This is a genomic window from Streptomyces sp. NPDC020845, from assembly GCF_044334165.1.
In the GTDB taxonomy this organism is placed as follows: domain Bacteria; phylum Actinomycetota; class Actinomycetes; order Streptomycetales; family Streptomycetaceae; genus Streptomyces.
Genome location: NZ_JBIRSJ010000010.1, coordinates 141259 through 168089 on the forward strand (window position 1 = coordinate 141259; position 26831 = coordinate 168089).

At 70.2% G+C, this 26831-nt stretch carries 25 protein-coding genes and 2 pseudogenes; 13 read left to right on the top strand and 14 right to left on the bottom strand.

Annotated features, from left to right (window positions below; genetic code table 11):
* The first annotated feature begins 82 nt into the window (after positions 1–82).
* Positions 83–781: a TetR/AcrR family transcriptional regulator gene (locus ACH4U7_RS26655; RefSeq protein WP_398530364.1), complete on the top strand. Its 699-nt coding sequence runs from the start codon at positions 83–85 to the stop codon at positions 779–781.
* Here the strand turns inward: ACH4U7_RS26655 and ACH4U7_RS26660 are convergent.
* The 4 genes from ACH4U7_RS26660 to ACH4U7_RS26675 form a co-directional block, all read right to left on the bottom strand.
* On the bottom strand, positions 769–2907 hold the full coding sequence (locus ACH4U7_RS26660) for a hypothetical protein (protein WP_398530365.1): 2139 nt from the start codon (positions 2905–2907) through the stop codon (positions 769–771). The genes ACH4U7_RS26655 and ACH4U7_RS26660 overlap by 13 nt on opposite strands.
* 209 nt (positions 2908–3116) lie before the next feature.
* Positions 3117–4277, bottom strand: a complete 1161-nt coding sequence (locus tag ACH4U7_RS26665; protein ID WP_398530366.1) for a hypothetical protein — start codon at positions 4275–4277, stop codon at positions 3117–3119.
* 28 nt (positions 4278–4305) lie between these two features.
* The gene (locus tag ACH4U7_RS26670; protein ID WP_089511154.1) at positions 4306–5121 is read right to left on the bottom strand and encodes an AfsR/SARP family transcriptional regulator; all 816 of its coding nucleotides are present in this window, start codon (positions 5119–5121) and stop codon (positions 4306–4308) included.
* A gap of 23 nt (positions 5122–5144) precedes the next feature.
* Positions 5145–5855 carry a TetR/AcrR family transcriptional regulator gene (locus tag ACH4U7_RS26675; protein ID WP_398530367.1) on the bottom strand — a complete coding sequence of 237 codons (711 nt, stop codon included), beginning with the start codon at positions 5853–5855 and terminating at the stop codon, positions 5145–5147.
* A gap of 138 nt (positions 5856–5993) precedes the next feature.
* Between ACH4U7_RS26675 and ACH4U7_RS26680 the strand changes: the two genes are divergently transcribed.
* Positions 5994–6614, top strand: a complete 621-nt coding sequence (locus tag ACH4U7_RS26680; protein WP_398530368.1) for a malonic semialdehyde reductase — start codon at positions 5994–5996, stop codon at positions 6612–6614.
* A gap of 85 nt (positions 6615–6699) precedes the next feature.
* On the opposite strand, the gene ACH4U7_RS26685 is transcribed toward ACH4U7_RS26680, so the two are convergent.
* From ACH4U7_RS26685 to ACH4U7_RS26695, 3 genes are all read right to left on the bottom strand, one after another.
* Positions 6700–7098, bottom strand: a complete 399-nt coding sequence (locus ACH4U7_RS26685; protein ID WP_398530369.1) for a nuclear transport factor 2 family protein — start codon at positions 7096–7098, stop codon at positions 6700–6702.
* 32 nt (positions 7099–7130) lie between these two features.
* Positions 7131–8075: an NAD-dependent epimerase/dehydratase family protein gene (locus tag ACH4U7_RS26690; RefSeq protein WP_398530370.1), complete on the bottom strand. Its 945-nt coding sequence runs from the start codon at positions 8073–8075 to the stop codon at positions 7131–7133.
* 107 nt (positions 8076–8182) lie between these two features.
* Complete coding sequence (locus ACH4U7_RS26695; protein ID WP_398530371.1) at positions 8183–11038, bottom strand: AMP-binding protein; 2856 nt, start codon at positions 11036–11038, stop codon at positions 8183–8185.
* Between the two features lie 279 nt (positions 11039–11317).
* Between ACH4U7_RS26695 and ACH4U7_RS26700 the strand changes: the two genes are divergently transcribed.
* From ACH4U7_RS26700 to ACH4U7_RS26715, 4 genes are all read left to right on the top strand, one after another.
* Complete coding sequence (locus tag ACH4U7_RS26700) at positions 11318–12262, top strand: DUF4097 family beta strand repeat-containing protein (protein ID WP_398530372.1); 945 nt, start codon at positions 11318–11320, stop codon at positions 12260–12262.
* Positions 12262–13332: a helix-turn-helix transcriptional regulator gene (locus ACH4U7_RS26705; protein ID WP_398530373.1), complete on the top strand. Its 1071-nt coding sequence runs from the start codon at positions 12262–12264 to the stop codon at positions 13330–13332. Before ACH4U7_RS26700 ends, ACH4U7_RS26705 begins: the two co-directional genes overlap by 1 nt.
* A 102-nt stretch (positions 13333–13434) precedes the next feature.
* Positions 13435–14316, top strand: coding sequence for a hypothetical protein (locus tag ACH4U7_RS26710; protein WP_398530374.1), 882 nt, complete (start codon positions 13435–13437; stop codon positions 14314–14316).
* A gap of 169 nt (positions 14317–14485) precedes the next feature.
* Positions 14486–15211 (top strand): antibiotic biosynthesis monooxygenase, encoded by a 726-nt coding sequence (locus ACH4U7_RS26715; protein WP_398530375.1) that lies wholly within the window; start codon positions 14486–14488, stop codon positions 15209–15211.
* Between the two features lie 24 nt (positions 15212–15235).
* Here the strand turns inward: ACH4U7_RS26715 and ACH4U7_RS26720 are convergent, their stop codons facing one another.
* Complete coding sequence (locus tag ACH4U7_RS26720; protein ID WP_398530376.1) at positions 15236–16198, bottom strand: zinc-binding dehydrogenase; 963 nt, start codon at positions 16196–16198, stop codon at positions 15236–15238.
* Between the two features lie 243 nt (positions 16199–16441).
* The gene (locus ACH4U7_RS26725; RefSeq protein WP_398530377.1) at positions 16442–17674 is read right to left on the bottom strand and encodes an NADP-dependent malic enzyme; all 1233 of its coding nucleotides are present in this window, start codon (positions 17672–17674) and stop codon (positions 16442–16444) included.
* Between the two features lie 530 nt (positions 17675–18204).
* Between ACH4U7_RS26725 and ACH4U7_RS26730 the strand changes: the two genes are divergently transcribed.
* The 3 genes from ACH4U7_RS26730 to ACH4U7_RS26740 are packed head-to-tail and all read left to right on the top strand — an operon-like array spanning position 18205 to position 20918.
* Positions 18205–19167: an ABC transporter substrate-binding protein gene (locus ACH4U7_RS26730; protein ID WP_398530378.1), complete on the top strand. Its 963-nt coding sequence runs from the start codon at positions 18205–18207 to the stop codon at positions 19165–19167.
* 45 nt (positions 19168–19212) lie between these two features.
* Positions 19213–20160 (top strand): amino acid ABC transporter permease, encoded by a 948-nt coding sequence (locus ACH4U7_RS26735; RefSeq protein ID WP_398530379.1) that lies wholly within the window; start codon positions 19213–19215, stop codon positions 20158–20160.
* Between the two features lie 5 nt (positions 20161–20165).
* Positions 20166–20918, top strand: a complete 753-nt coding sequence (locus tag ACH4U7_RS26740) for an amino acid ABC transporter ATP-binding protein (protein WP_398530656.1) — start codon at positions 20166–20168, stop codon at positions 20916–20918.
* Positions 20919–21004: 86 nt separating this feature from the next.
* Here the strand turns inward: ACH4U7_RS26740 and ACH4U7_RS26745 are convergent, their stop codons facing one another.
* The gene (locus ACH4U7_RS26745; protein ID WP_398530380.1) at positions 21005–21793 is read right to left on the bottom strand and encodes a class I SAM-dependent methyltransferase; all 789 of its coding nucleotides are present in this window, start codon (positions 21791–21793) and stop codon (positions 21005–21007) included.
* Positions 21794–21881: 88 nt separating this feature from the next.
* Here ACH4U7_RS26745 and ACH4U7_RS26750 point away from each other — a divergent pair, with 88 nt between their 5' ends.
* Complete coding sequence (locus tag ACH4U7_RS26750; RefSeq protein ID WP_398530381.1) at positions 21882–22565, top strand: CGNR zinc finger domain-containing protein; 684 nt, start codon at positions 21882–21884, stop codon at positions 22563–22565.
* A gap of 53 nt (positions 22566–22618) precedes the next feature.
* Here the strand turns inward: ACH4U7_RS26750 and sodX are convergent.
* Positions 22619–22969 (bottom strand): annotated as a pseudogene (gene sodX, locus ACH4U7_RS26755) (nickel-type superoxide dismutase maturation protease); the annotation flags it as partial.
* A gap of 112 nt (positions 22970–23081) precedes the next feature.
* On the opposite strand from sodX, the gene sodN reads away from it, so the two are divergent.
* Complete coding sequence (gene sodN / locus ACH4U7_RS26760; RefSeq protein WP_089511141.1) at positions 23082–23477, top strand: superoxide dismutase, Ni; 396 nt, start codon at positions 23082–23084, stop codon at positions 23475–23477.
* A gap of 114 nt (positions 23478–23591) precedes the next feature.
* Here sodN and ACH4U7_RS26765 read toward each other — a convergent pair whose 3' ends face one another.
* The 3 genes from ACH4U7_RS26765 to ACH4U7_RS26775 all read right to left on the bottom strand — a co-directional run bounded on the left by ACH4U7_RS26765 (position 23592) and on the right by ACH4U7_RS26775 (position 25932).
* Positions 23592–23900, bottom strand: a complete 309-nt coding sequence (locus tag ACH4U7_RS26765) for a helix-turn-helix domain-containing protein (RefSeq protein ID WP_398530382.1) — start codon at positions 23898–23900, stop codon at positions 23592–23594.
* Positions 23901–23986: 86 nt separating this feature from the next.
* Positions 23987–24805, bottom strand: a complete 819-nt coding sequence (locus ACH4U7_RS26770; protein ID WP_398530383.1) for a class I SAM-dependent methyltransferase — start codon at positions 24803–24805, stop codon at positions 23987–23989.
* The gene (locus ACH4U7_RS26775) at positions 24802–25932 is read right to left on the bottom strand and encodes an XRE family transcriptional regulator (RefSeq protein WP_398530384.1); all 1131 of its coding nucleotides are present in this window, start codon (positions 25930–25932) and stop codon (positions 24802–24804) included. The genes ACH4U7_RS26770 and ACH4U7_RS26775 overlap by 4 nt, the downstream gene beginning before the upstream one ends.
* Before the next feature lie 41 nt (positions 25933–25973).
* Between ACH4U7_RS26775 and ACH4U7_RS26780 the strand changes: the two are divergent.
* Positions 25974–26450, top strand: a pseudogene (locus ACH4U7_RS26780) (hypothetical protein); the annotation flags it as partial.
* The gene (locus tag ACH4U7_RS26785; protein ID WP_398530385.1) at positions 26447–26797 is read left to right on the top strand and encodes an ASCH domain-containing protein; all 351 of its coding nucleotides are present in this window, start codon (positions 26447–26449) and stop codon (positions 26795–26797) included. The pseudogene ACH4U7_RS26780 and the gene ACH4U7_RS26785, both read left to right, overlap by 4 nt.
* Positions 26798–26831: the final 34 nt, after the last annotated feature.

Genomic DNA, 26831 nt, shown 5'->3' on the forward strand with positions numbered 1-26831 from the left:
GTCCGTTCAAGATGTCAGGCGCATGGGCACTGCGCAACTGATATCTTGAACGGGCGTTTAAAAAGTGAGGAGGGTCACCGCCATGGCGAAGGGGCGGCCCCGCGAGTTCGATATCGACGACGCGCTGTCAGCGGCGGTCGCCGTCTTCTGGGCCAAGGGCTACGAAGGCACCACGATGGCGGACCTGTCCGCCGCCACCGGCCTCAAGGCGGGCAGCATCTACGCCGCCTTCGGCTCCAAGGCGGACCTGTTCAAGCGGGTGCTCGACACTTACGCCGGCACGGTCTTCTCGTACGGCCCCAAGGCCCTGGAGGCCGACACCGTCCGCGAGGTCGTCAGCCGGTGGCTCAGGAGCGCGGCCCGGGCCATGACCGGGGCGGCCACCCCGGCCGGATGCCTGCTCGTCCACGGCGCGCTCGTCACCGGGGACGCCGCGAGCGAGGTGAAGGCCGATGTGTGCACTCGGCGCCAAGCGGGCGAGCTCATGCTGACCGAGCGCTTCGAACGGGCCCGGCTGTCCGGCGACCTCCCCGCCGGCGTCGACCCGAAGGACGCCGCGCGGTACGTTCTCGCCCTCACCGAGGGCATGGCCGTCCAGGCCGCGTACGGCGCCGACCGCGCCGCTCTGGAGCGCCTGGTCGACCTGGCCCTCGACCGACTGCCATGGGAGCGCGCCGAAACCGGGGTTGGGGCCGGGCCCGGGGCCGGGCCCGGGGCCGGACCGGCCGGGCTCCCGGCCCAGCCGCCGCCCGGACAGCCCCCGGCTGATCAGTCCAGATAGATGAGCGCCTCGGTCCGCGCGCTGTCGTAACGCTCCTGCCCGGAGCCGACGAGGTGCCGCGACAGCCCGCTGTCGAGGCCGTAGCCGTTCTCCTTGGCCCAGCCCGCGACGAGATGGTTCACCTGCTTCTGACCGGTGGTGAAGTGATACTCCGTCTCCTGCGCCGCCGCCTGCCCCGCCTGGGCGATCTGGTCTTCCTTCCAGTCGTAGACGCCCGCGTAGAGAATGCGGTAGACGGCGTCCGTGACGAATCCGGTGGCCGGGCCCTTGCCGGCGAGCGAGGCACCGGCACTGGCGGCGGCCTGCATACCGCCGGTGACGACGAATTCGGACGTCTGGGCGTGGTTGGCCCAGGAGACGGCGTCGTCCTTCTTGTCGCGGGCGATATCGGAGCTGATTCCGTCGTAGAAACCGAAGACGGAGGACGCCCCTTCGATGGCCGCGGCGCGTTCGTTGGGGCTGCCGAAGTCCGCCTTGGTCAGGGTCCCGGCGGAGTAGAAGCGCTCGGCGTCGTACATCTCGCCGAACGCCTTACCGTCCTCCGCCACCCCGCGCATGATGCGCGTCAGGGTCTCCCTGGGGACGGACATATGGGCGTCCTTGGGGTTGCTCGTGCCGTCGTTCCACACCCCGTCCTTGTCCGCGTACGGGCCCGTACGGGTCAGGATCTCGTGGGTTTCGGGGGTGTAGTCGACGAGCATGCGGCCCATGTTGTCCCGCAGGTTCGGGTGCAGACCGGCCCCCTTACGGCCGTCGTCCAGGAGCGTGAGGGTGTCGTGCATGACGCGGGCCTCGGCGTCGGTGTGATACCCGAGGACATGATCCGTGCCGGGGACGTTTCCGGTGGCCGCGGCTTCGAGCGCGGGCCCCAGGCCCGTACGGCTGTCGGGGTCGTCCCGGTAGTAGATGTCGCCGTCCGGGGTCTGCATCACTATCTTGGGCCAGTTGCGGTCCTGCAGCAGATACTTCAAGCGGTCGTTCTCGCCGTGCGCACCCGGATCGAGGAATGCCTTGGCGACGTCGGGCTGCTTGCCCATGATGCCGAGCAGATCATCGAGCGGATCGGTGGATTTGAGGCTGTGGCCCTCGCCCTTCTGCCACTTGTCCGTCCCGTCCTTCTTCTCCAGGGTGATGAGATCGTTTCCGATGTCGACCAGGAACTTCTTCCCGTAGCCCTTGCCGTGCGTCATGAGGTTGAGGAACGACTGGTAACCGTAAAGGCTCTCCCCCGGACGCCCGAAATTCTCGGTGCCGACCTTGCGCAGCCCCTCCTGCCACTTCTTGTAGAAGGGGTCGGAGGGCGACTTGGTGGCGGTGGCCAGGGAAGTGGCCACGCCTTCCTGGAGGGCGGTGAAGTCCTTCTTGTCGTCGCCCTTGGCGAGGCTGTTGAACTTGTTGTTCAGTTCGATGGTGGCCTTGGGGCCCATACTGTCCAGGAACGTCTGGCTGAACGCCTTGTCGTGCCGGTTGTCCCGGAACAGCCGCTGGAACTCGGCCATCTCCGTTTTGTCGAGCTCATCGCCGGAGTTGAGCTTGGTCGCGAGGTCCTTGGCCTCCTTGGCCTCGACCTTCTCGATATCGCCTTCCGCCGCGCCATTGAACCCATTGACCGCGCCGTCGACGAGATCGGGATCCGCCACGGCCGCCTTGAGGGCGAGCTTCACCCCCCGGTCGGCGTCGTCGACCGCCTTGACCGCGGCCTCGATATGCCGGGTCCACGTCCGCTCGACGTCGCGCATCCCGGGGTCGTGGTGCGCGGCATTGGCATCGGAGGCGCTGGCCTTCGAGTAGTCATAGCTCGCGATACCGGCGTCCGAGACCTTCATACCGGCCTTCACCGCGTCCGCGACCGCCGACTTCACCTTCCCGCGCAGCTCGACGAACTGGCTGTGCGCGTCCCGCAGGATCGACGCGACGGCGCGGGCCTCCTTGGGCGCCGCGGTGAACTGCTCGTCGGTCAGTTGCATATTGGGGCGCGCGACCAGATGGGACACGCCGTTCCAGGTCCCGTCGAGCCCGACCGATTTGACCTTGCTGTCGTAGATCTTCTGGACCGCTTCGAACTTCTTGGCGGCCTCGTCCCATTTGGTGGCGGCCGACTCGAGGAGCGACAGGTCGATGGTCATGACCTGGTGGTACGTGAGCACGAGTTCCCTTTCAGCGGTTCTTCTCAGCGGATTTCCGAGGCGCGAGACGGGAACGGCGTGTCTTGCGGGTATGGAGCAAGCGGGATGAACGGCATGATTCCCCCGTGACCAGTCATCAAGTGGAACGCCATATTCGGCGATTGCACCCTACGAAGCTAGCAGCGCCGCGTACATACCTTGTTCAAAGCTCAAAAGCTTGAGGACGATCTGAGGCGGTCGGCGGCGGCAGCGACCGCGTCGGCCACCGCGTCGGCGACCTCCTCGACGGTGTGCCCGTCGGTGGCGACGCACAGGTCCCCCAGGGCGGCGCGGTCCAGCGCCTCGGCGTCGGCCGCCGCCGCGTCGGCGGCCTGGAGCAGCCGCGCGGTGGGCCGCCCCTTCAGCGGATCGCCGGGCTGCGCCCAGCTGCCACCCTGCCCGCGGCTCAGGATCCGCCGCACCAGCTCCTCGCGCCCCGCGTGGAGTCGGCAGACCGTCACGGTGGCCGGGGCCAGCGCATCGGCGTACGTCCTGATCGCGGACTCGTTCTCGGCCTGGCCGACGACCGTCAGGCACCGCGCCCCTGCCGCGCGGTACGCCTGCCATACGGCGGCCAGATTACGGGCCTTCAGCCGGTGGTTGCCGGGGTCGTCGGCCGGGGCGGGGGCGCAGCAGCCGATCTGTTCGAGGTCGAGGAAGGCGGCCATATGTCCGGCGGCCAGGGCCCTTTGAAAGAGCATGAAGCCGACCGTCGACTTCCCGACGCCCGTCGCCCCGCACAGCCACAGGACCGAACCCTCGGCGGGCGTGGGTGCCTGGGACGGCCGTTCAAAGGCGGTGGCGGGGGCGGCCGGGACCGGCCATCCGCCGGTGCGCTCCCGTACCCGCCGCGCCACCTCGGTCACCGACAGCCCGCTGGTGTCCACGCACACATCGCCGATGTCGCTCGCGTCCATGGCCTCGGCGTCCCGCAGCGCGTCCGCCATGGCCACGGTCGACCCCGTACGCCCCAGCAGCCGCCGCCCCAGCTCGTCCTGGCCGACGCGCAGCCGGCATACGGTCAGCGCGGCGCCCGGGATCCGGTCGGCGTGCACGCCACGAGCGGTGTCGACGACACCGGACACGACGACACACCGCGCGCCCGCCGCCCGGTAACCGGCCACCACCGCACCGACGTTCCGCGCCTGCATCAGATGGCGGCCCGGGTCCGAAGCCGGTTCGGGATAGCAGATGCCCAGCTGGTCGACGTCCACATAACCGGCCGCGACACCGGCCCGCCCGAGCTCGGTGTAGATCTCCCAGCCGACCTCGGTCTTCCCCACCCCCGGCGGGCCGCACAGCCACAGCACGGGGATCGGCTCGCCGCTCACCACATCACCTCGGCAACAACTCCACCTGTTACGCCACCACCGGGCCCCGCCCCGGCGCCCCCGCCTCGTAGTCCAGCCGGGGGTCGGAGGCCAGCACCGCCTGCTGGAGGCGCTGCAGCTTCGCCGACGGCTCGATCCCCAGCTCCTCCGTCATGGCCAGGCGCAGCCGCTGATAGACCGCGAGGGCGCGGGTGCGCTGACCGGAGCGGTGGAGGGCGAGCATGTAGTGACCGTGCATGCCCTCGTGGAAGCGGTGCTCGACGACGAGCGAGGCCAGATCGCTCAGCGCCTCCTGGTGGCCGCCGAGCCGCAGCCGGGTCTCGATGCTGCGCTCGGTGACCGTGAGCCGGGACTGTTCGAGCCGGGCGACCTCGGCCTGCAGGGGGCGTCCGTGCGGCGCGACGTCGACCAGGGCCGGGCCCTGCCAGACCGACAGGGCCCGCCGGAAGGCCGTATCGGCGGCCCGCTCGTCGCCTGCCTCCAGCGCGTGTTCGCCCTCGGCGACGCGGTCGCGGTAGCGGTGGACGTCGAGCTGGCCGTAGCGCAGCGCCAGGGCGTAGCCGCCGGGCCTGGTCTGCAGCACGTCCCGGGCGACCGCGGCCGACGGGACGCCGAGCGCCTGGGCGAGCAGCTTGCGCAGGTGCAGGACGTACGTCTGGAGCGTGGTCAGCCCGGTGCGCGGCGGCCGCTCGCCCCACAGCTCGGTCATCAGGGACTGTACGGGCACCATCCGGCCGTCGTTGAGCAGCAGCAGGGACAGGACCTTGCGCGGCTTCATCGCGCTGGGCACCGCCGACTGGTCGCCGTGGCGCAGCGTCAGCGGTCCGAGGACGCTCACATGCATGGGTGGAGCCACCTCCTCACACATCACCTGCGGTACGCGCGTACGAACAGGTCGGCGGCCCTCTCGCAGATGGCCGCGGCTTCGTGCCCGGGCAGCGGGCGGGTGCCGTACATCGACTGGTGCAGGCCCTGCTGGACGAGCAGGGCGACGAACTGGCGGGCGACGGTGGCCGGGTCGTCGACGCTCAGCTCGCCGCGCTCGGTGCGGCGGGTGAGCAGGTCGACGAGGTACGTCACGAGCTGCTGGGGCTCGCCGTCCGCGCAGGCCGGGCGGAGCGAGGGATGGCGGGCCACCTCGGAGATGACCAGACGGCGCAGCGCGGAGGCGCGCTCGTCGAGCAGCACCTGGAGCACCCGGTGGCCGAAGGAGACCAGGGCCGTCTCGGCGTCCGCCGCGCCCTCGCCTCCGGGTTCGCCGTCACCTCCGGGTTCGCCCTCGATTTGCGGTTCGCCGGCGAGTTCAGGGGTGAGATCGGGGGTGAAGCGGGCGGCCACCCGCTCCCGTTCGCCCTCGACGGCCGCGAGGAACAGCCGCTGCTTGTCCCCGAAGTGGTTGTAGACGGTCTGCTTGGACACATGGGCCTCGTCGGCTATGACGTCCACGCTCGCCCGGGTGTATCCCTCGCGCAGAAAGACGGCGACGGCCGCCTCCAATATGGCCTGCCGCTTGGCGGGCTGAGGGCCCGCCGGCCGGCCCACGGCGCCGCGTGGCCGCGGCGCGCTGTCCGTCCGCAAGGCTCCGTCCTCCTGACTCACCGACGCCGATGCGCACTTGCCACCAATGGACTTGCGAGTCTAGCCTTCCATCACTTCACTGGACTAGTCGGTCCAGTCCAAATAATTACGGCCCACGCCCCACGAGGAGAGAGCTCCATGAGCGCACCGGAGAACAGCGACGCCCTGCGCCCCCTCACCCTGGCGCCCGAGGCGCAGAACCAGCTGTTCCTGGAGGCCCGTACGGCCAACACGTTCACCGACGAGCCGGTCACGGACGAACAGGTCCGCGCCATCTACGAACTGGTCAAGTTCGCCCCCACCTCGATGAACCAGCAGCCGCTGCGCGTGGTCCTGGTGCGCTCCGAGGAGGCCCGCGCCCGCCTCGTGTCCCATATGACGGGGCGCAACCAGGAGAAGACGGGGAAGGCGCCGCTGGTCGCGGTCCTCGCGGCTGACCTGGACTTCCACGAGGAGCTGCCCAAGCTGGTGCCGTTCATGGAGAACCCGCAGGACGTCTTCGCGGAGCCGAACTTCCGCGAGGCCTCCGCACGGTTCAACGCCGCGCTGCAGGTGGGCTACTTCATCCTGGGCGTGCGCGCGGCCGGGCTTGCCGCCGGGCCGATGATCGGCTTCGACCATGAGGCCGTGTCCAAGGAGTTCTTCGAGGACGGCCGGCACCGGGCGGTGTGCGTCGTCAACATCGGCATGCCGGGGCCCGACGCCTGGATGGGCCGGCTGCCGCGCCTGGAGTACGACGAGGTCGTCACGACCGTCTGACCGGGCCGCTCCAGATACGGACCGCCTGTGCCCAGACGGCGGGACACAGGCGGTCGTCCTTCCGATTCTCGGAACTTCTTGGAACTCAGCTCTCGATCAGCTCATGGAACGCGACGGTGTCGAAGATGTCCTCCATCCTCGTCGCCCTGCCGTCCCGCATCGTCCAGGAGTGGACGAAGTTCAAGGTCGCGGTGGTGCCGGTACGCGAGGTCACCTCGCGGGTGCCCAGGACGATGACCCGGTCCCCCTGCTCGATGAACTCCTGAGGGCTGAGCCTCATCCCGCCGAGCACCGTCGGGACATGGGCCAGGAATTCCTTGATCCCGGCATGGCCCAGCTTGGTGCCGCCGAGGCCGTACTTGGCCATCCCGTCCGGGTGGACCCACTCCACGTCCGGGTGCATCCCCGAGAGGATCCCCTCGACGTCCCGGTCGCGGAAGCCCGCGTAGCACGCCCGGATGGCCTCGATGTTCTCTGACGCCACGGTTGTTCGCATCTCCTCGGTGTCTGCTCGGTTCAGGCGGCGGAAGCGTCCGGGCGCGGCTTGACGTGGTCGGGGTACAGCGCCTCGAGGGTCTGCCGTACGCCCTCGCGCCACGGCACCCGGCAGGGGCCGGTGAGCTCCAGCCGCCGCGCGGGATCGAACTGGTAGGTCTCCCGGGTGACCTCGCTGGGCACCAGCTTGGCCTCGACGCCGGTGAGCTCTTCGAGGTAGCGCACGCAGTCCGTCATGCCCACCGGCTCGTCACCGCCCCAGTTGACCAGCGTGGCGGGCACGGACGCGGCGGCCCACAGCTTGGGCACCTGGCTGACCAGGTCGTCGGTGTGCAGCAGCGAGCACCAGTTCTGGCCCTCCAGCGGCACCGGTATCGGCTCACCGGCCAGCATCCGCTTGAAGTAGAGCATCGGCACCCCGCCGTAGCCCCCGGGCCCGTACGCGATGTTGAGCCGGGCGATGGTGGTCGGCAGGTTCAGCACGCTCGCGAAGGCCCGTACGGCGCCCTCGGCGGCGATCTTGCCCACGGGGTAGGCGGGCAGCCAGTCGGCGACGCCGTCGACCGGGTCGTCCTCGGCGTACGGGTGGTCCAGGGTCTGCCGCTTGTAGAGCGCGCCGGTCGAGACGTACAAGAACGCCTCCGCGCCGCGGCAGTGGGTCATCAGCCGGCCGCAGGCGACGGAGTTGACCTCGATCGCGGCGTTGAAGTCACCGTCCTCGCCGCGCCGCACCGCCGAGTGGATGACGTGGGTGAAGTCGTCGGGGAGCCCGTCGTACGCGGCGCCGCCGAGGTCGTTCATGTCCCAGTGGTACGTCCTGATCCCGCGGGCTCTCAGCTCCTCCTCGACGCCCGGGGTGGCGAACCGGCCCAGGCACCAGACCTCGTTGTGCTCGGCCAGCGCCTCGGCCACCGGGCGGCCGACCTGCCCGCTGCCGCCCGTGACCAGGATTTTCTTGCCTTTCAACGTGCTCTTCTCCTCTTGCCGGCGCTACTCGCGCGCTCGTTACCCGCCGCCGCTCGTTACTCGGCGTAGCTCGCTACTCGGCGTCGCTCGCTACTCGCCGTCGCTCGTTACCCGCCGTCGCCCAGCGCGCGGTCGAGCTCCCTGCGCAGGATGGCCTGGAAGGTCGCGACGTGCTGGGGCCCCATCAGGGTGTAGTGCTCGCCGGGCACGTCGATATAGCGGTTGGCCTCGGTGGTGTGCTCGTCCCACCTGCGCAGCTCGTTGTTGAGCCAGTCCTCCTTGGTGCCGCGCAGCGGGATGGCGTAGAAGACCGTCATCGAACGGGTGGTGCCGGTGGGCGTGTAGCTGCGGCCGAGGTCGGTGAGCCCGTTGGCCAGCTCGGCCCAGGCCGTGAACTTGTCCAGGTCCAGATCGAGCTCGGCCAGCCGGCCCTGTGGGGCGATCGTGAGGAAGTGCGCCAGTTGCTCCTCCTTGGGCAGCCCGCGCAGCTGCCCGGGGAGGTCGAGGGACTGCTTCTTGTTGATCAGGTCGAGGAAGAACGCGAGATTGGCCGCGGTCTCGATGAAGTCCAGCTCATCCATGCGGGACTTGATATGCGGCGGGAGGTTGAAGCTCCCGACGAAGTCGACGCGCTCGCCCTGCGCCTCCAGCTCCTTGGCGATCTCGAAGGCCACGGCGCCGCCGTACGAGTAGCCGGCGACGGCGTACGGGCCGTGGGGCTGGGTGGCGCGGATGGCCTCGACATACGTGGTGACCATCTCCTCGAAGCTCGCGAAGGGCCGCTCGCCCTCGTTGAACCCCCGGGCGCGCAGGGCGTAGAAGGGCCGGTCGCCGACGAAGTACTTGGCGAGGTTGACGAAGACCAGGACCTCGCCGACGCCCGGGTGCACACAGAACAGCGGCGTCTTGTCGCCCGCGGCCTGCAGCGGCACCACCGGGTCGTACGCCACGGCCGCCGCCGAGCCGCCCTCGCCGAGCCGGGCCGCGAGGGCGCGCACCGAGGGGGCGGTGAGCACGGTGATGATCGGCAGATCCACGACGCCGAGCCGGCGGCCCACCTGGCGGCGCAGCCGCAGGATGTCCAGCGAGGTCCCGCCGAGGTCGAAGAAGCTCGCGGTGACGCTGACCTCGTCCGGGGCCATGTCGAACATCTCGGCATAGATTTCGGCGAGCACCCGCTCGGTCTCGCCCTCCGGCGCGGTGTACCCGCCGAGCCTGCGGGTGGTCAGCTCGGCGACGCGCGCGATGACGTCGTCGAAGCCGCCGGACTCCAGGCGGGTGCGCATCCGCTGGCGCAGCGTCTTGCCCAGGCTGGTCTTGGGGAACGCCTCCTTGGGCAGCGGCAGGATGAGGGAGGGCCGGAACCCCCAGTGCATCACCACGGTGGAACGCACAGCGGTGAGCAGCCGGTACAGGCCCGCCTCGTCGCCCTCCGCCACCTCGGGGCCGACCACCTCGGGGCCGGCCACCTCGGGGCTGACCGCGATCACCAGCTGCTCGGTGTCGCTGCCCGGCCGCCGGGTCGGGAAGGCCGCGACATAGCCGCCGGCCACGCCGTCCAGCTGCTCGAGCGCCGCCTCCATCTCATGGCTGAAGTAGTTGACGCCATTGACGATGATGCTGTCCTTGCTGCGCCCGACCAGGGTGAGCCGGCCGTCGTCGATACGGCCCAGATCGCCGCTGCGGAACCAGCCGTCGGGGGTGAAGGCCTCGCGGGTGGCCTCCTCGTTGTTGTAGTAGCCCGTCGTGATCATCGGGCCGCTGAGCTGCAACTCCCCCACTTCGCCCGCGGGCAGCGCGCGATGCTCGTCGTCGGCCACCCGGATGGTCAGCGCCTTGACGGGCGTGCCGAGGTTGGCGAACTCCTGGCCCGCGTCGACGTCCGGGAAGTCTCGGTTGTAGATGCTGCCGGCGCAGGTCTCGGTCATGCCGAAGGCGGGCCACAGCGCGGACCGCCGCAGGCCGTACGGAGCGTAGTTGGCGAGAAACGCCTCACCGGTGGCGACGACATTGGCCTCGCCGCCGCTCACGATGTGGCGCAGCGCGCTCAGATCAAGCCGCTCCCCGCCTTCCCCGCCCTCCCCGCCCGGCACCGCCTCCTCCGCGAATTCATGGGCCGCGGAATTAAGCGGGCCGAGGAGGAAATTCGGGGTGAAGGTCATCGTCACCTTGTGACGGGAGATGATGCGCAGGAACCGCTGCGGCTCCTCGAGAATGACGGAGGCCGGGGCGTGCAATTGGTTCGCGCCCACGTAAAGCGGCAGCAGATGCGCTTCCAGAAGCGCCGCGACATGGTCGTAGGAAATCCAGTTGAACGTGGTGTCGGCGGCGGTGAGCCGCTGCTTGTCCGACTTCCCCGCCATGGATGCCAGAAGGTTTCCATGGGAGAGCATCACGGCTTTGGAATTTCCGGTGGAGCCGGAAGTCAGCACCAGCAGGGCGAGGTCTTCCGGCGCGGCCCGGTGGATGTCCGGCGCGGGTTCACCGCCGCCGAGCCCTTCCACCGGCGCCACGTCGAGTCCCGGTACATCGGGCAGCTCGGCGTGCGTCGCCTCGGTGGTGACCAGCAGCGGACGGTCGAGCAGCCGGTCGACATGGGCGAGCTGCGCGGCCCAGCGGGCGGGGTCGCCCGGCACCGGCGCCATGGGGCAGGGGACGAACCCGCCCAGCAGACAGGCCCAGAAAACGGAGAGGAATTCCCGCTGGTCATCCAGCAGCAGCGCGACCTTGTCGCCGGCCCTCAACCCACGGGACCGCAGACCGGTGAGCAATCGGAGTGCGGAATCGAGAAGTTCAGAATAGGGCGTATAGGGCTGGCGTATGGATTCGCCCTCCGCGCCGTCGGGCAAGTAACCTACCCCCGAATAGGGGTACTCCACCGCCGCCCTGACCAGCAGCTGGGTCACGGAACGCAGTTCCTGGACGTCTTCGGGCGTTGAGTATTTCAAGGACTGTCCTGACATGACCCATTTGACCCTTCCCCCCCGATTCCGAGGCCCTGAAGGTAACAGCCTCGAACATTCGCACTCCATGACTCTCCAGTCAGGCTCTAGCGGCGCTCTAGCGAATCCCGGCCGATGACCGCCCGCACCGAATCAGCCACCCCGGCACGCCTGGGGTCGCCGCTTGACTCCCCAGATCCGCGATATATCGTGTCTAGTAGAAGACGCGATATGTTGCGTTGCGTCTGCCGCGGGGTCCGGTCAGGGGTCCCGCCAGCGCCCAGCCAGGGGAGGCCAGGGATGTCAGGCCAGTCCAAGTGGTCGTTGACCGAACCACAGAAGCTCACCTTCGACGACCTCGTGTCCACCCTCCAGGTGCGCGTCGTGGGCGGCACCGTCAACGTCGTCGGGACCGACACCGGCCCCGCCCGCCTGGAGCTCACGGAGATCGACGGCCCGCCGCTGACCGTCACCCACGAGGACGGCGCGCTGAGGGTCGGATACGACGACGTGCCGTGGAAGGGCTGGCTCAAGTGGCTCGACCACAAGGGCTGGAACCGTACGGTCCATCTCACCCTCGCCGTGCCCACCGACACCAGCGCCTCGGTCGGGGCCGTCGGCGCCGGAGCCGTCGTCTCCGGGCTCACCGGCCGCACCGATGTGCACGGCGTCACCGGCGACATCACCCTGCTCGGGCTGACCGGCCCGGTCCACGCCGACACCGTCTCGGGGCGGGTCGAAGCCCAGGCCGTCACCGGGCGGCTGCGCTTCAACTCCGTCAACGGCGACCTGACCGTCATCGAGGGCTCGGGCCAGTCCGTCCACGCGGACACCGTCAGCGGCGACATCGTGCTCGACCTCGCCGCCACGACCACCTCGGGCGGCGCGGACATCGCCCTCAACACCGTGTCCGGCGAGATCGCGATCCGGCTGCCGCACCCCGGCGACGCCGAGGTCGAGGCGCACACCACGAGCGGAGCGGTCTCCAATGCCTTCGAGGATCTGCGGGTCACCGGCCAGTGGGGGGCCAAGCGCGTGTCCGGCCGACTCGGCGCGGGCAGCGGCCGGCTCAAGGCCACCACCGTCACGGGCGCGATAGCGCTGCTGCGCCGCCCGCCCACCGAAGAGGACGCCCCCGCCGACACGCCCACGGACTCGCCCGCCGACGCCGCCACGGACTCGCCGACGCCCCCGTCACCCGGCCCGGCGCAAGGCCCTGACCGCCCCGAAGGAAAGGTCCTCTGATGGCCCCCGTATTCGCCCACGGCCGGCTGCGGCTCTACCTCCTCAAGCTGCTCGACGAGGCACCGCGCCACGGCTACGAGGTCATCCGCCTGCTGGAGGAGCGCTTCCAGGGCCTGTACGCGCCCTCTGCCGGCACCGTGTACCCCCGCCTGGCCAAGCTGGAGGCCGAGGGCCTGGTCACCCACACCACGGAGGGCGGCCGCAAGGTCTACTCCATCACCGACGCCGGCCGTGCCGAACTGGCCGACCGCGGCGGCGAGCTGGCCGACCTGGAGGTCGAGATCCGCGAGTCCGTCGCCGAGCTCGCCGCCGAGATCCGCGAGGACGTACGCGGCTCCGCCAGCGATCTGCGGCGCGAGATGCGGGAGGCGGCGCAGCAGGCCCGTACCTCAGGCAACACCTCCGACACGAAGGGCGGGAAGGGCGGGAAGCGCGGGTCGTGGGAGGGCCCGTGGGGGGACAAGGAGGCGTGGCGGCTGGCGAAGGAGGAGATGCGGCGCGCCAAGGACGAGTGGAAGGAGCAGGCCCGCCGGGCCAAGGAGGAGAGCCGCCGCGCCCGGCAGGACGCCCAGCGCGCCCGGCAGCAGGCGAAGGACGCCCAGGACCTGGCGCGCGAGGAGGTCCAGCGGATGGCCCGGCGGCTGCAGGAGCAGACGCAGGAACACCTGAGGACGGGCGACTGGCAGAGCGCCGTACGCGAGGGGCTGGCCGAGGTGTCGCGCGGCATAGGGCGTATCTCACGGCAGGGCGCGGGGGCCGCGGAGCACGCCGAGCCGGAGTACGTCGTCGAGCGCGCGGACGCGCCCAAGGCGGCGGCCGAGCACAGGCCGGAGGCGGCCGAGCACAGGCCGGAGGCGGCGGGGCACGAGCCGGAGTGGGCCCGGGACTTCACCCCGTCCGGCGACCCCGCCCGCGACCTGGACCGGCTCCTGGACCGCTTCCGCGACGACATCCGCGACACGGCCCGCGACCACGGCGTGAGCGCCGCCCACGCGGCCGAGGCCCGGCGGCGGCTCGCGGCGACCGCGGCGCAGATCACGGCGCTGCTGCGGGGGCAGGCGAAGGAATAGGCCCCCGCCCTCCCCATGCGCTGGCTATCCTTCGCCCTCGGCTTCCCCCCGCTTCCGCCGCCTCGCCAGGTTCTCGTCCGAGTCTCATCCGAAGAGGTAAAAGTGACGCAGTACCAAGCCCTCGCCCGCCGCATGTGGCACCAGCTGGAACCGGTGCACGCCAGCCTCTACTTCGCCCCGCAGGCGTACGAGGAGGCCGCGGCGCTCGGCTACGACGTCGAGTCCCGCTGGCCCAGCTACTTCGCGTGGCGGGCCGCCCCGCTGGGCATGGTCGGCCCCGAGCTGGTGACGGCCACCTTCTACAGCTTCAGCCCGCGCACGATAGCCGAGTACGTCCCCGCCGTCTGGTCGACGGCCGCCCCCGAGGCGGTGGTGGCGGCGCGGCTGCGCGCGGTCGACCGTACATTCCGCGCGCTGCTCGGCGACCGGGTCGGCGGGCAGGACATCGCCGAGGCCGCGGCCCTGGCCAAGGAGGCGGCCGGGGCCGCGCCCCTGGCCGCCCGCCCCCTCGCCGCCGCCAACCGCGACCTCGGCTGGTCCGACGAGCCGCATCTGGCCCTGTGGCAGGCCATCACCGTGCTGCGGGAGCACCGCGGTGACGGCCACCTGGCCGCGCTGCTCACCGCCGGTCTCGACCCGTGCGAGGCGCTGGTGTCCTTCGCGGGGGTCGGCGCCGCCCCGAAGGAGAACTTCGACGGCCGCGGCTGGACCGCGGAGGAGTGGAGCGCCGCGGCCGGCCGGCTGGCCGGGCGCGGCTGGCTCGACGCGGACGGGAACGCCACCGAGCGCGGCCGTCAGGGCCGCGACGCGATCGAGCGGCAGACGGACGAGCTGGCCGCGGCGCCTTGGCGCGCCCTGGGCGCCGAGCGGGCCGAGCGCTTGGCGGAGCTGGTGCATCCGCTGCTCGCGGCGGTGTTCGAGGCGGGCATGCTGCCCGCCCAGAGCACGCTGGGCATCGCCTCGGTCCAGGTCGCGTACGCCTAGCGAACACGGCGGGACGGAGCGCGAACAGGGTGAGGGCGGCGTCCAGGTCACGTAGGCCTGGCGAACACCCTTGACCTCAACCGCAGTTGAGGTATCAGGATCGCGGGCGGGGGCTGACGGAGGCGAAGCAGCCCCCGTCAGCCCCGTCCGCGAACCTGAAGGAGCCCCCATGCCCGGCGCCCCCAACCCCCTCCCCGACCTCGCGCGCCCCGACGTCGGCGCCGCCCTGTTCTCCACCTGGAGCGTCGGCACGCCCGAGCGGCAGCGGGCGACGGCGGACGCCATCGCCGCCAGCTGGGACTCCCGCCCCTGGCCGAGCCCGGAGCTGCTGTCGCAGAACCTCTACGTGGGAACGGACGGCGACACGCTGTTCCACCACGCCCAATGGACGAGCGAGGAGGCGTACCACGCGTTCGTCCGCACCCAGCGCCAGGAGCGGGTCGACCAGATCGACGCCGCCGTTCCGGGGATCAGGCGCAACGGCATCGCCAACTACCGCCGCTACCGCGGCTTCGACACCCGAACGGAGAACGATCCGCGGGTGCCCGGGTGCATCGCCGTCATCGAGCTCGACTTCGACGACCCGGACCTGCGGCGTCAGTGGATCGACCTGGTCATCGAGGCCCTGGAGACGGACCCCGACCCGAGCCCCGACCTCATCTCCGCCGACTTCCACCTGGTCGTCGACGGCGCCCGCCATCTGGCCAACGACCGCACCCGGGCGCTCAACTACGCCCAGTGGACCAGCGAGGAGGCGTACGACGCGGCCATCGCGTCAGCCGCCCCGGGCGTCGGCTCGGTGACCCCTCAGTGGGAGCGGATCCGTCAGTTCCCGGGTTTCAGGGGCAGCACGATCAAGCGCTACCGCTTCGAGCGAAGCTTCGTACGGCCGTAAAGCCGTACAACCCTGAAAGCGGCCTCAGACCGTCAGCACGACCTTGCCGAAGAGGTCCCCGCCCGCCATCTTCTCGAATCCCTCGCGGGCCCGGTCCAGCGGCAGCACCGAGTCGATGACCGGCCGCACCCCGCGCGCCGCGCAGAAGCTCAGCAGGTCCTCCAGTTCCTCCTTGCTGCCCATCGTGGAGCCGACGACCTTCAGCTCCAGGAAGAAGATCCGGTTGAGCTCCGCGGACTTGGGGCTGGGCCCACTGGTCGCGCCCGAGATGACGAGGGTGCCGCCGGGCTTGAGGGACTTGATGGAGTGCGACCAGGTGGCCGCGCCCACCGTCTCGATCACCGCGTCCACGCGCCGCGGCAGCCGCTCCCCCGGCTCGTACGCGCCCTCGGCGCCCAGGTCGACCGCGCGCTTGCGCTTGGCCTCGTCGCGGCTGGTGGCCAGCACCCGCAGCCCGGCCGCCGCGCCCAGCACGATCGCCGCGGTGGCCACGCCGCCGCCCGCGCCCTGGACGAGGACGCTGTCGCCGGGGCGCACGCCCGCGTTGGTGAAGAGCATGCGGTAGGCGGTCAGCCAGGCCGTCGGCAGGCAGGCGGCCTCCTCGAAGGAGAGCTCCTTGGGCTTGGGCAGCAGATTCCAGGTGGGGACGGCGACCTTCTCCGCGAAGGTGCCCTGGTAGCGCTCGGTGAGGATGGAACGGGGCTCGCGGGGGCCGACGCCGTGCCCGCTCTGGCCGATGACCGAGTGGACGACGACCTCGTTGCCGTCCTCGTCGATCCCGGCCGCGTCACAGCCCAGGATCATCGGCAAGGACTCCTCACCGAGGCCCACGCCGCGCAGCGACCACAGGTCGTGGTGGTTGAGCGAGGCGGCCTTGACGGTGACGGTCGACCATCCGGGGCGCGCCTCGGGCCCGGGGCGCTCGCCCAGTTCGAGGCCGTTGAGCGGCTGGTCGCGGTCGATACGTGCGGCGTAGGCAGCGAACATGATCCCGACCATAGGCGCGGCAGCCGACCGGCGGAACCACGCCACGGTGTGACACGCGCCGCGCGGCCACGCGCGGTGGCGCGGCCGTCGAGTCCGGCCACGGCGGCCCCGCGCTTGTGCGCCGGGCGACCAGGCCCGCCGGGGGCCGCCCGGCGCCCCGCGCCGGGGGCCCGTACGACGGTCGGGCCGCCGCCTCACGTGGAGGTGGCGGCCCGACCGTATACAGACCGACAGCGCAGCGCGTCAGCGGCGCGCCACGCCCTCCGCGCGGGCCGCCGCCGCGACGGCCGCGGTGACGGCCGGGGCGACCCGGTCGTCGAACGGCGAGGGGATGACCTTTTCGGCGCTCAGTTCGTCGGCCACCACGGCGGCCAGCGCCTCGGCGGCGGCGAGCTTCATGCCCTCGGTGATCCGGGAGGCCCGGACCTGGAGCGCGCCGGCGAAGATGCCCGGGAAGGCCAGCACGTTGTTGATCTGATTCGGGTAGTCGCTGCGGCCGGTGGCGACCACGGCGGCGTACTTGTGGGCGATGTCCGGGTGGATCTCCGGAGTGGGGTTGGCCATCGCGAAGATGAAGCAGCCGGGCGCCATCTTCGCGACCGACTGCTCGGGGACCGTACCGCCGCTGACCCCGATGAAGACGTCGGCGCCGTCCAGCGCGGCCTCCATGGGGCCGGTCAGCCCGGCCTTGTTGGTGAAGCCGGCCAGCTCCCGCTTGACATCGGTCAGGTCCTCGCGGTCGGCGGACACGATGCCCTTGCGGTCGCAGACCGCGACATCGCCGATCCCCGCCTCGACCAGGATCCTGGCGATGGCGACCCCGGCGGCGCCGGCGCCGGAGATCACGGCGCGCAGCTGGCCGAGGGAGCGGTCGGCCAGCTTGGCCGCGTTGCGCAGCGCGGCGAGGGTGACGACGGCGGTGCCGTGCTGGTCGTCGTGGAAGATCGGGATGTCGACGCGCTCCTGGAGCTTGCGCTCGATCTCGAAGCAGCGCGGGGCGGAGATGTCCTCCAGGTTCACGCCGCCGAAGGAGGGGGCGAACCGGGCGACGGTCTCCACGATCTCGTCCACCTCCCGGCAGTCGAGGGCGATCGGCACCGCGTCGACGCCGCCGAACTGCTTGAAGAGGATGGCCTTGCCCTCCATCACCGGCAGGGAGGCCTCCGGGCCGATGTCGCCGAGCCCGAGCACCGCGCTGCCGTCCGTGACGACGGCGACGACCTGGGACTTCCAGGTGTACTCATGCACCAGCTCGGGATTTTCGGCGATGGCGCTGCAGACCTTCGCGACGCCCGGCGTGTAGGCGAGGGACAGGTCGTCCTTGTTCCGCACCGGCACCGTCGCCTCGATGGCCATCTTGCCGCCCCGGTGGAGCGCGAAAGCCGGATCGAAGGGCTCGCCGTCCGCGACACCCTCCGCGTCTCCGGCGCTTCCGCTCGTGCTGTCGCTGCGAGGATTCGCGATCTCCGCTGCCACTATTTGACCCCTTTGTCGTATTTCTAGTGAGGGTAGCCGCCCCTGGTTGGGGAGCGGGCGGGCACCGCGTCCGGGTCCCACTGGGCAGATATCCGCCGCCTGGGGCCAGATACGAACGCCGGGCGCGCCGCACACGCGCCCTGAGCCCCGGGTGAGGGGGGTAACCGCCCGTTCTACCGGAAGGCCCTTCCGGGGACGAGCGATTTCCTGCCGCGGCCGGTGTGTGGCGTTCGATTACCTCGCGTTACCCGCAAAAGCGATTGAATCACTCTCGAACGTCCAACACTCGAGACGTTTCCCTAAGTGATGAAACGTGATGAACGTCTCGTTCCGCTCATTGGCCGCGATCCTGCGGCCCGGCGTTTCCGCGCCTGTGCACCACGGGGGTCGCCCGTTATCCGATTTTGACATGGCTGGACGTCTGATCGAGCCAGTCCGGTGGCAAGATGCCCCAATCACACAGGGTCGCGACACCCACAAACGTGTTCCGGCTCATTCGGAGACCCTCTCACCCCGCAGGAGGAACGAGCATGACCGCCAGCATCACGCGCCGACGCAGCCGACGGACCGGCATGAAGTCCAAGGCGGCCGTCGCCGGCGCGATCGCGGTCACCGGCGCCCTGCTCCTGACGGGCTGTGGCGACCAGAGGGACAAGACGACCACCACCAGAGGGGCCACCACGGCGCCGCTCTTCAACCTGCTGCCGAAGAAGATCCAGAGCGCGGGCGTGATCAAGGTCGGCTCGGACACCAACTACCCGCCGGTGGAGTTCAAGAAGGACGGCCAGGTCATCGGCCTGGACCCGGACCTCGCCGCCGCGATGGGCAAGGTGCTCGGCGTGAAGTTCCAGTTCAACACCGCCGGGTTCGACACCCTGCTGACCGGCCTGCGCGCCAAGCGGTACGACATCGCCATGTCGGCCATGACCGACAACAAGGGCCGTCAGGAGGGCGTCAACCCCGACACCGGCGAGAAGGTCGGCGAGGGCGTCGACTTCGTCGACTACTTCACCGCCGGTGTGTCGATCTACACCAGGAAGGGCGACGACCAGGGGATCAAGACCTGGGACGACCTGTGCGGCAAGAAGATCGTCGTCCAGCGCGCCACCGTCTCGCACGACCTGGCGAAGGCCCAGTCCAAGACCTGCCAGGAGAAGAAGAAGGGCAAGATCGCGATCGAGGCCTTCGGCAACGACACCGAGGCCCAGACCCGGCTGCGTGGCGGCGGGGGCGACGCCGGGGCCAGCGACTTCCCGGTCGCGGCCTACGCCGTGAAGACCTCGGGCGGCGGGAATGACTTCCAGCTCGTCGGCGAGCAGGTGGAGGCGGCTCCGTACGGCATCGCCGTCGCCAAGGGGAACCCCGAGCTGCGCGACGCGCTCCGCCAGGCCCTTGCCTTCATCATCGCGAACGGCGAATACGACAAGATCATCGCCAAGTGGGGCGTCCAGGATGGCGCGGTCCTCAAGGCCATCGTCAACGGCGGCAAGTGACCCGGCCTCCCCTCGCTCACGCGCTCCCACTGAAAGGCTCTTTCCGTGACTGTTGAGATCGACAAGGTGGGCCCGAAGGACTCCCCGCCACCCCGCGCACCGGAGACCATCAAGGCCATCCCGGTGCGCCACTACGGGCGCTGGGTCGCCGCGGTCGTCGTCATCGCCCTCCTGGCGTCGATTGTGTACGCCTTCTCCCAAGGGAAGGTGAACTGGGGCGCCATCCCGGATTACTTCTTCAACGACGAGATCCTCAAGGGCGTCGGCAAGACCGTCTGGATCACGATCGCCGCCATGGCACTGGGCGTGGTCCTCGGCGTCATCCTCGCGGTGATGCGGCTGTCCAAGAACCCGGTGACCGCCGCCATCGCCTGGGGCTACATCTGGTTCTTCCGCGGCACCCCGGTCTATGTGCAGCTGCTGCTCTGGTTCAACCTGGGGCTGATCTTCGACTACATCAACCTCGGTCCGATCTACCAGGACGAGTGGTCGGACTTCATGACCCCGTTCCTGGCCGCACTGCTCGGACTCGGCCTGAACGAGGCCGCGTACATGGCGGAGATCTGCCGCGCGGGCATCCAGGCGGTCGACGAGGGCCAGACCGAGGCGGCCCACGCGCTGGGCATGAGCCACGCCAAGACGCTGCGCCGGATCGTGCTGCCGCAGGCGATGCGGGTGATCGTGCCGCCGACCGGCAACGAGTTCATCAACATGCTCAAGACCACGTCACTGGTCATCGCGGTGCAGTACTTCGACCTGCTGCAGGCCGCGCAGGAGATCGGCCAGACCTCCGGCGCCCCCGCGGAGATGCTCTTCCTGGCCGCCGCCTGGTATCTCATCCTCACCTCCGTCCTGAGCGTGGGCCAGTTCTACCTGGAGCGGTACTACGCCCGCGGCTCGAGCCGGAGCCTGCCCATGACCCCACTGCAGCGCATCCGGGTCAATCTGTTCTCCTTCTCCAACCGCTCCGCAGGAGGTGTGGGCACGTCATGACCGCCATGGTGAAGGCCGAGGGCGTGCACAAGTCCTTCGGCGCCGTACAGGTCCTCAAGGGCATCGACCTGGAGGTCGCGCCCCGCGAGGTGTTCTGTCTGATCGGCCCGTCCGGCTCCGGGAAGTCCACCTTCCTGCGCTGTATCAACCACCTGGAGAAGATCAACTCCGGGCGGCTGTACGTGGACGGCGAACTGGTCGGCTACCAGCAGAAGGGCGACAAGCTCTACGAGCTCAGGGACCGCGAGGTCGCCGAGAAGCGCCGGGACATCGGCATGGTCTTCCAGCGCTTCAACCTCTTCCCGCATATGACGGCGGTGGAGAACGTCATGGAGGCGCCGGTCCAGGTCAAGCGCGAGGCCAAGGCGGTCGCGCGGGAGCGCGCGCTGAAGCTGCTGGACCGGGTGGGGCTCTCCGACAAGGCGGGCAACTACCCCTCGCAGCTCTCCGGCGGCCAGCAGCAGCGCGTGGCCATCGCCCGGGCGCTGGCCATGGAGCCCAAGCTGATGCTCTTCGACGAGCCCACCTCGGCGCTCGACCCCGAGCTGGTCGGCGATGTGCTGGACGTGATGCGCGGGCTGGCCGAGGACGGTATGACCATGGTCGTGGTGACCCATGAGATGGGCTTCGCCCGCGAGGTCGGGGACTCCGTCGTGTTCATGGACGACGGGGTGGTCGTCGAGTCCGGGCATCCACGCGAAGTGCTCACCAACCCACAGCACGAGCGGACGAAGTCGTTCCTGTCGAAGGTCCTGTAGCGCTGCTCGAGGCACACAGAGGCACACAACGGGCGGTACGGGCCGAATCCGGCCCGTACCGCCCGCACTCGCTTGAGCTCCTTGAACTACTTCAGCGCGAGCACCATCGCATCCGACGGGGAGCACCACACGGCCCGCGCCTCGCCGAACCCCACCTCGCGCAGCGTGTCCGCATGCCAGCCGACGGGCTGGAACGCCTCGGCCACACCGCTCGCGTGGTCGGGCCCGTCGGCCGGGTTGCCGAAGATCTTGAACCGCTCGGCGACGGACGCGCCGAGCACCGGATCCCCGGCCGCCGCCTGCCACCACGCCGCCCAGTCCTGCACGCCCTCGGCCCTGGCCCGCTCCCGCCGGGCGTCCTCGAACGCGCGCACCCCGGCGTCGATCCGCGGCGTGCCCTCCCCCGGCATATGGTCGGCGTTGAGGAACACCCCACCGTCCCGCACCACCCCGGCCAGCTGCCCGTACAGCACCCGCAGCGCATCGCTGTCCAGCCAGTGCAGCGCGGTGGCGGTGAGTACGGCGTCGTACGAGCGGTGCGGCAGCTCATCCGTCCACTTCGGGTCGCGCAGATCCGCCGTGATGAACCGGGCCCGGTGGTCCGCCGCGAAATGGCCGCGCGCGATGGTCAGCAGCGCCGGGTCCAGATCCACGCCCGTGCTGGTCGCACGGGGGAATCTGCGCACCGCCCGGTCGGTGATGCTGCCCGTACCGCAGGCCAGGTCCAGGATTCTGGGCTCCGGGCCGACCAGCGCCTCCACCGCGTCCAGCATCACCCGGAACCGCTCCTCGCGGTCGGGGAGGTACCACTCCTGCTGTCGATCCCAGCTCTGCTGCCATGTCCGCCAGTTCGGCGCGGCGACGGTGTCCACCATCGAACGCTCTCCCCGTCTCTCGGTCGTAATACCCTCGTACCTAGATCAGCCATTACCGACCTTAGCCCCGCCCCCGTAAGGACCACAAGTGGAACTGGCTTATTACTCGGATCTCGCCGTGCGCCTGGTCAACAGCGAGGAGCCCGCCCGCGGCACCGACACCCTCACCTCGGTCGAGGCCGTACGCGAGCTCTTCGGGGTGAGCCAGCAGGCGGCGCGGCGCGCCACCGACGCCGATGTCACCCGGCTGAGATCAGTACGCGCCCGGCTGCGCGCCGTCTTCGAGGCGGCGGCGAACGGGGACGAGGTGCTGGCCGTGGACCTGCTGAACGCGCTGCTGATCGAGTTCCCGGTCAGTCCGCAGATCTCCGGGCATGAGAACCGGGACGAGGACGGCCGCCCCGACTGGCATATGCACATCGCCGACTACGCGGCCAACGCGGGCGCCGGCTATGCCGCGACCGCCTCCATGGGGCTCGCCTTCCACCTCACCGAGCTGGGCGTCGACCGCCTCGGCATCTGCGAGGCCACGCCCTGTCGCAACGCCTATCTCGACACATCGACAAATCGATCCCGGCGCTACTGCTCGGACCGCTGCGCCACCCGCGCCAACGTCGCCGCCTACCGCGCCCGCAAGCGCCTCGACGCCGAGCGCTCCGACAGCGCCCCGCGCCAGCCCAACAACGACCGCGCAGACCCTGGTGGGCGTAGCGCCCGCACCGGCCGCACCGCGGACAGCGCCCACGACAGCATCCCGGTCAGCGACCGCTGACCCGACCCCGCGGCCGGCCGCGGCCGCACCCGCAGCCAGGCCCGGGCCACCACCAGATCGTCCGGCACCACGCCGAACTCCCGGCTGTCGTTCTCCACGTACGGGTTGTCCCCCATGACCCACCAGCCGCCGTCGCGCCGCTCCACCGCGCGCTTGACGATCAGCAGGTCCTGGCGGAACGGATGCCGCAGCACCACCACATCGCCCGCGCGGACGGCCGCGCCGTACCGGACGACCAACCGGTCACCGGGGTTCAGCGTCGGCACCATCGACGGGTTGTACACCTCGGCGAGCCCGATCCGCAGCAGCCCACCGCGCTCGCGGTCCTGCTCCTGCCCGCGATCGTGCAGCTGCTCTCGCATCACGGCACCTCCGGTCACGTACACATTCAGCATCCCAGGCATCTCAGGCTGCCACTGGACTTTTGACCTAAGCCCCCCGGGGCACCCGAGAAAAGCCTTCCCCCACGGAGTAATCTCGCACCTGAGAAGACGATCACTTAGGAAGGACAGCAGTATGCTCTCCCGCCTGTTCGCCCCGAAGGTCAAGGTCAGCGCCCACTGCGACCTGCCCTGCGGCGTGTACGACCCGGCCCAGGCCCGTATCGAGGCCGAGTCCGTCAAGGCCGTCCAGGAGAAGTACCAGGCCAACGAGGACCCGCACTTCCGGGCTCGCGCCACTGTCATCAAGGAGCAGCGCGCGGAGCTCGCCAAGCACCACGTCTCGGTGCTGTGGAGCGACTACTTCAAGCCGCCGCACTTCGAGAAGTACCCGGAACTGCACCAGCTGGTCAACGACGCCCTCAAGGCCCTCAGCGCCGCCAAGGCCTCCACGGACCCGGCGACGGGCCAGAAGGCTCTGGACTACATCGCCCAGATCGACAAGATCTTCTGGGAGACCAAGAAGGCCTGATCTTCGATCATGCCACTTGACCTGCGATTTCTTTGGTCGCCTGGTCTACCTGTCCGCACCCGGTCCGCAGGACGCCGCCCACGGCGTCCCTGACGGTCCGGGTGCGCGTCGGGGTCACGCGGCGTGCGGGGTGAAGGTGACGCGGGAGTCACCCTCGTCGACAGCGACGTTCAACGAGCCGTCCAGGGCCTTCGCCAGGCGCCGCAGCAGCGGCAGCGTGGGCACGGTGTCGCCGCCCTCCATCCGGGAGACCTGAGGCTGCGTCATCCCGGCCCGCTCGGCCTGGGACAGTCCGAGCTCGATCCGACGGTCGTAGACCGCCTGCCCGAGATCGCCGGCCAACCGCGCGTCGACGTGGTCGTACTCCACCGCCTCACCGGCAATCTGCCGGGCCCGTCGCGTCCTGTACGTGCTGTGATTCATCGGCTCTCCTTGCGCCGATCGTAGGTGTGCTGAGCACGGCCGTGCTCAGTCGCCGCATGGCCGTGCCGTGCTGCTCTCTCATGCTGTCAGCGGTGGCAAACGAGGATGCCGCCGAGGCAGGTGATCTCGAAGGCCCCATGCCGGGCGATGTGCTCGACCAGGATGGTGCGAGCACGCTCGACGGTCGCCTGGAACGGCACATCGTGCTGGTCCGCCCATGCCTGGTACGAGGCCATGTGCGCCACTACCGGCTCGGGGGCACGGACAGTGACCCTGCCGGGCAGCTCGATCGTCTCAATACGGCCGAACTCTTCGCCTAGGAAGGCGGGTGCCTTCTCCAGGGAGAAGCGGGCGCTGAGCGAGATACGCGCAGGGCCTCGCTCAGTGCCGAGGACGTCGCCGGCGGCCCGCTGCCACAAGTCGTTGAGTTCGGCCTTGTCGCGGTCGCTGTTGGTCGAGGCGACCACCAGCCCGTCACGGCTCACAACACGGGACAGCTCCTTGACCGCCTCGGCGATGTCCGGGACGTGGTAAAGCATGTGCAGCGCCAAGGCCGCGTCCATGCTCGCCGATGCCAGCGGCAGGCGGGTGGCATCCGCTACGGCGACCGGACCGGGGACACCGGCGAGGATTCCCGGGGCGATGTCCAAGCCCAGCACGACCAGGTCCGGCCGGTCCTGCCGGAGCCGCCGGACGAACTTGCCGTTGCCGCAGCCGACATCGACCACACGCCCGCGCACACCGCTCAGATGCTGGGCGACGATGCCGGGCAGGTCGTAGCGGGGCGTCTGCCACTGATAGAGCGACTGGCGCGCGGCAAGGTCTCGGTCGCTCTTGTAGGCCCTTCCGGCGAGGCGGCCCCGGTCGGTGACAGCGGCGTCGTGTGCGGCGGGCAGGTCGGTCACGTCGGCAGCTCCGGTGAGTGGGCGGCGGGTGAGGCCGCGAGGACGGCCGTGTGCTGGAGTCGTGCGCGCAGTTGTGCCGCCTGTGCGGCTCCACCGTACTGCGGCCCACCCAGCTCCCGGCCGAGCGCGCTGAGCCGCCGCACGATGCTGGCCGACATGCGCTCCGGCGGGGAATCGAGGACGAAGCCGAGCATCGCCTCGGTGCCATCCAGGTCGCCCAGGAGCAGGTGGCCGCGGGCGAGGTCGACATGGGCGGCGAACAGGTCGCCGACGGACTGGTCGGCGAGCTCCGCGCCGCGGTAGAGCCGGATCGCGGTGTCCGCGCTGGTGATGGCCTGCTGGACGTGGTCACGTCCGCCGACCGCCAGGTGGGTGGTTCCGGCGTAGGCGCACTGCTTGGCAGCCGGGAAGGCGAAGACCCCCGGCACCTCGTCGTGGCCAGCCATCGCCTCACGGGAGCGCTCGGCGTCCACCAAGGCCGCCACCGCGCCCGCCCGGTCTCCGACTATGGCCAGGGCCCGCGCCTCCAGGCTCGCCAACCGAGCCCTGATGCTGCCGCCCGCCCGGTGCTGTCGACCTGCCTGCGCCAGCCGAGCCGCCTGCTCGTACCGCCCTGTCCAGTAGGCGATCAGGGACTCCACGGCCCGTACCCAGGCCAGCATCCCCTCGTGGCCGGCCGACTCGGCGCACGCCCGGGCCGTGCGGACGTGCGTGGCCGCGGAGTCGTAGTCGCCCAGGTCCAGACAGACATGCGCGGACAGTCCGCACAGCCGTGAGGCCGCAACGTACAGGTCGGCGGTCTGTTGGGGGCGCTGGCGGCCGCGCAGCAGCTCGAACGCCCCGTTCCGCAGCCGCTTGATCTCAACGTACAACTCCAGAAGCGGGTGGCTGACGTAGGCGCGGGCAAGCTGGGCAACGTCGGCCTCCAGCTGCTCGACGACGAATTCGTCGGCGTTGCGCTGCGCGACGAACCGGGCGAAGTCGGCGGACACCACCGCATCCGCCGACACCGCGCTCACCACAGGGCATGGGTGCGCCTGCGGCCATGCGCACGGCTCCAGCGGCCTCCCCGTCGCACCGTCGACGTCCCGGCGGCTCTTGCTGAACGCCACGGCCTGGTCGAGCACCGCGACATCGAGGCCGAAGACCTTCGCCAGGTATCGGCGTTCCCTACCGGGCCGCCATCACCCCTGACGGGGGCGCCTACCTGGACCTGGCCACGCTGTACCGCAACATGGTCAAGGAACTCGCCCTGTCCGGCCCCCAAGGCACCCTGCACGTCATGGTCAAAGGCGGCGACTGGGTCTTCGGCTCCCAGCTGGTCGACGAGGCCCTCCAGGCAGTCGGCCTTACCCGCGCCCAACTCCCCGCCCGCCTGTTCTGCCCACAGATCGTCACCGACACCGGCGCCAAACTGTCCAAGTCGCTGATCCGCGAAGGCCATGCACCGTTACCCGAGGGTGCCGCCGACTGGATGCTCGACACCCGGCAGTGGCCCGGCACCATCACGGACCATGCCGAGCAACTGCTCGCCATGACCGATACCTTGTTGTCCGACCCCCGGCACTTCTTCCGCGCGTACTCGGCCACCGAGATCGGCCGCATGATGACCGCACCAGCCACCAGGAGCGTTCCCGCCCCATGACCGACACGACCGCCCGCGTGCGCGAGCTCAACCTCTACCGCCAGTACTTCGACCTCGTCGCCGCGGGCACCAAGACCATCGAGGTGCGGGTGAAGTACCCGCACCTCGCCAACCTGACAGCGGGCGACATCGTCCGCTTCCGTATCAAGGGCACCGAGGAAACCTGCGACGTAAAGGTCAAGCGAGTCACCGAGTACCCCGACTTCGAATCCCTGCTCGACGGCGAGGGGCCGGCCAACGTCAACCCGACCGCCACCCGCGAACAGCAGCTCACCAATATCCGTGCCATCTACTTGCCCGAGAAGGAAGCGCTCGGCGCCCTCGCCATCGAAATCACTCGCGTGTGACCCCTCAGCTGTGACGGTTCTTCCGGCTGCTGGG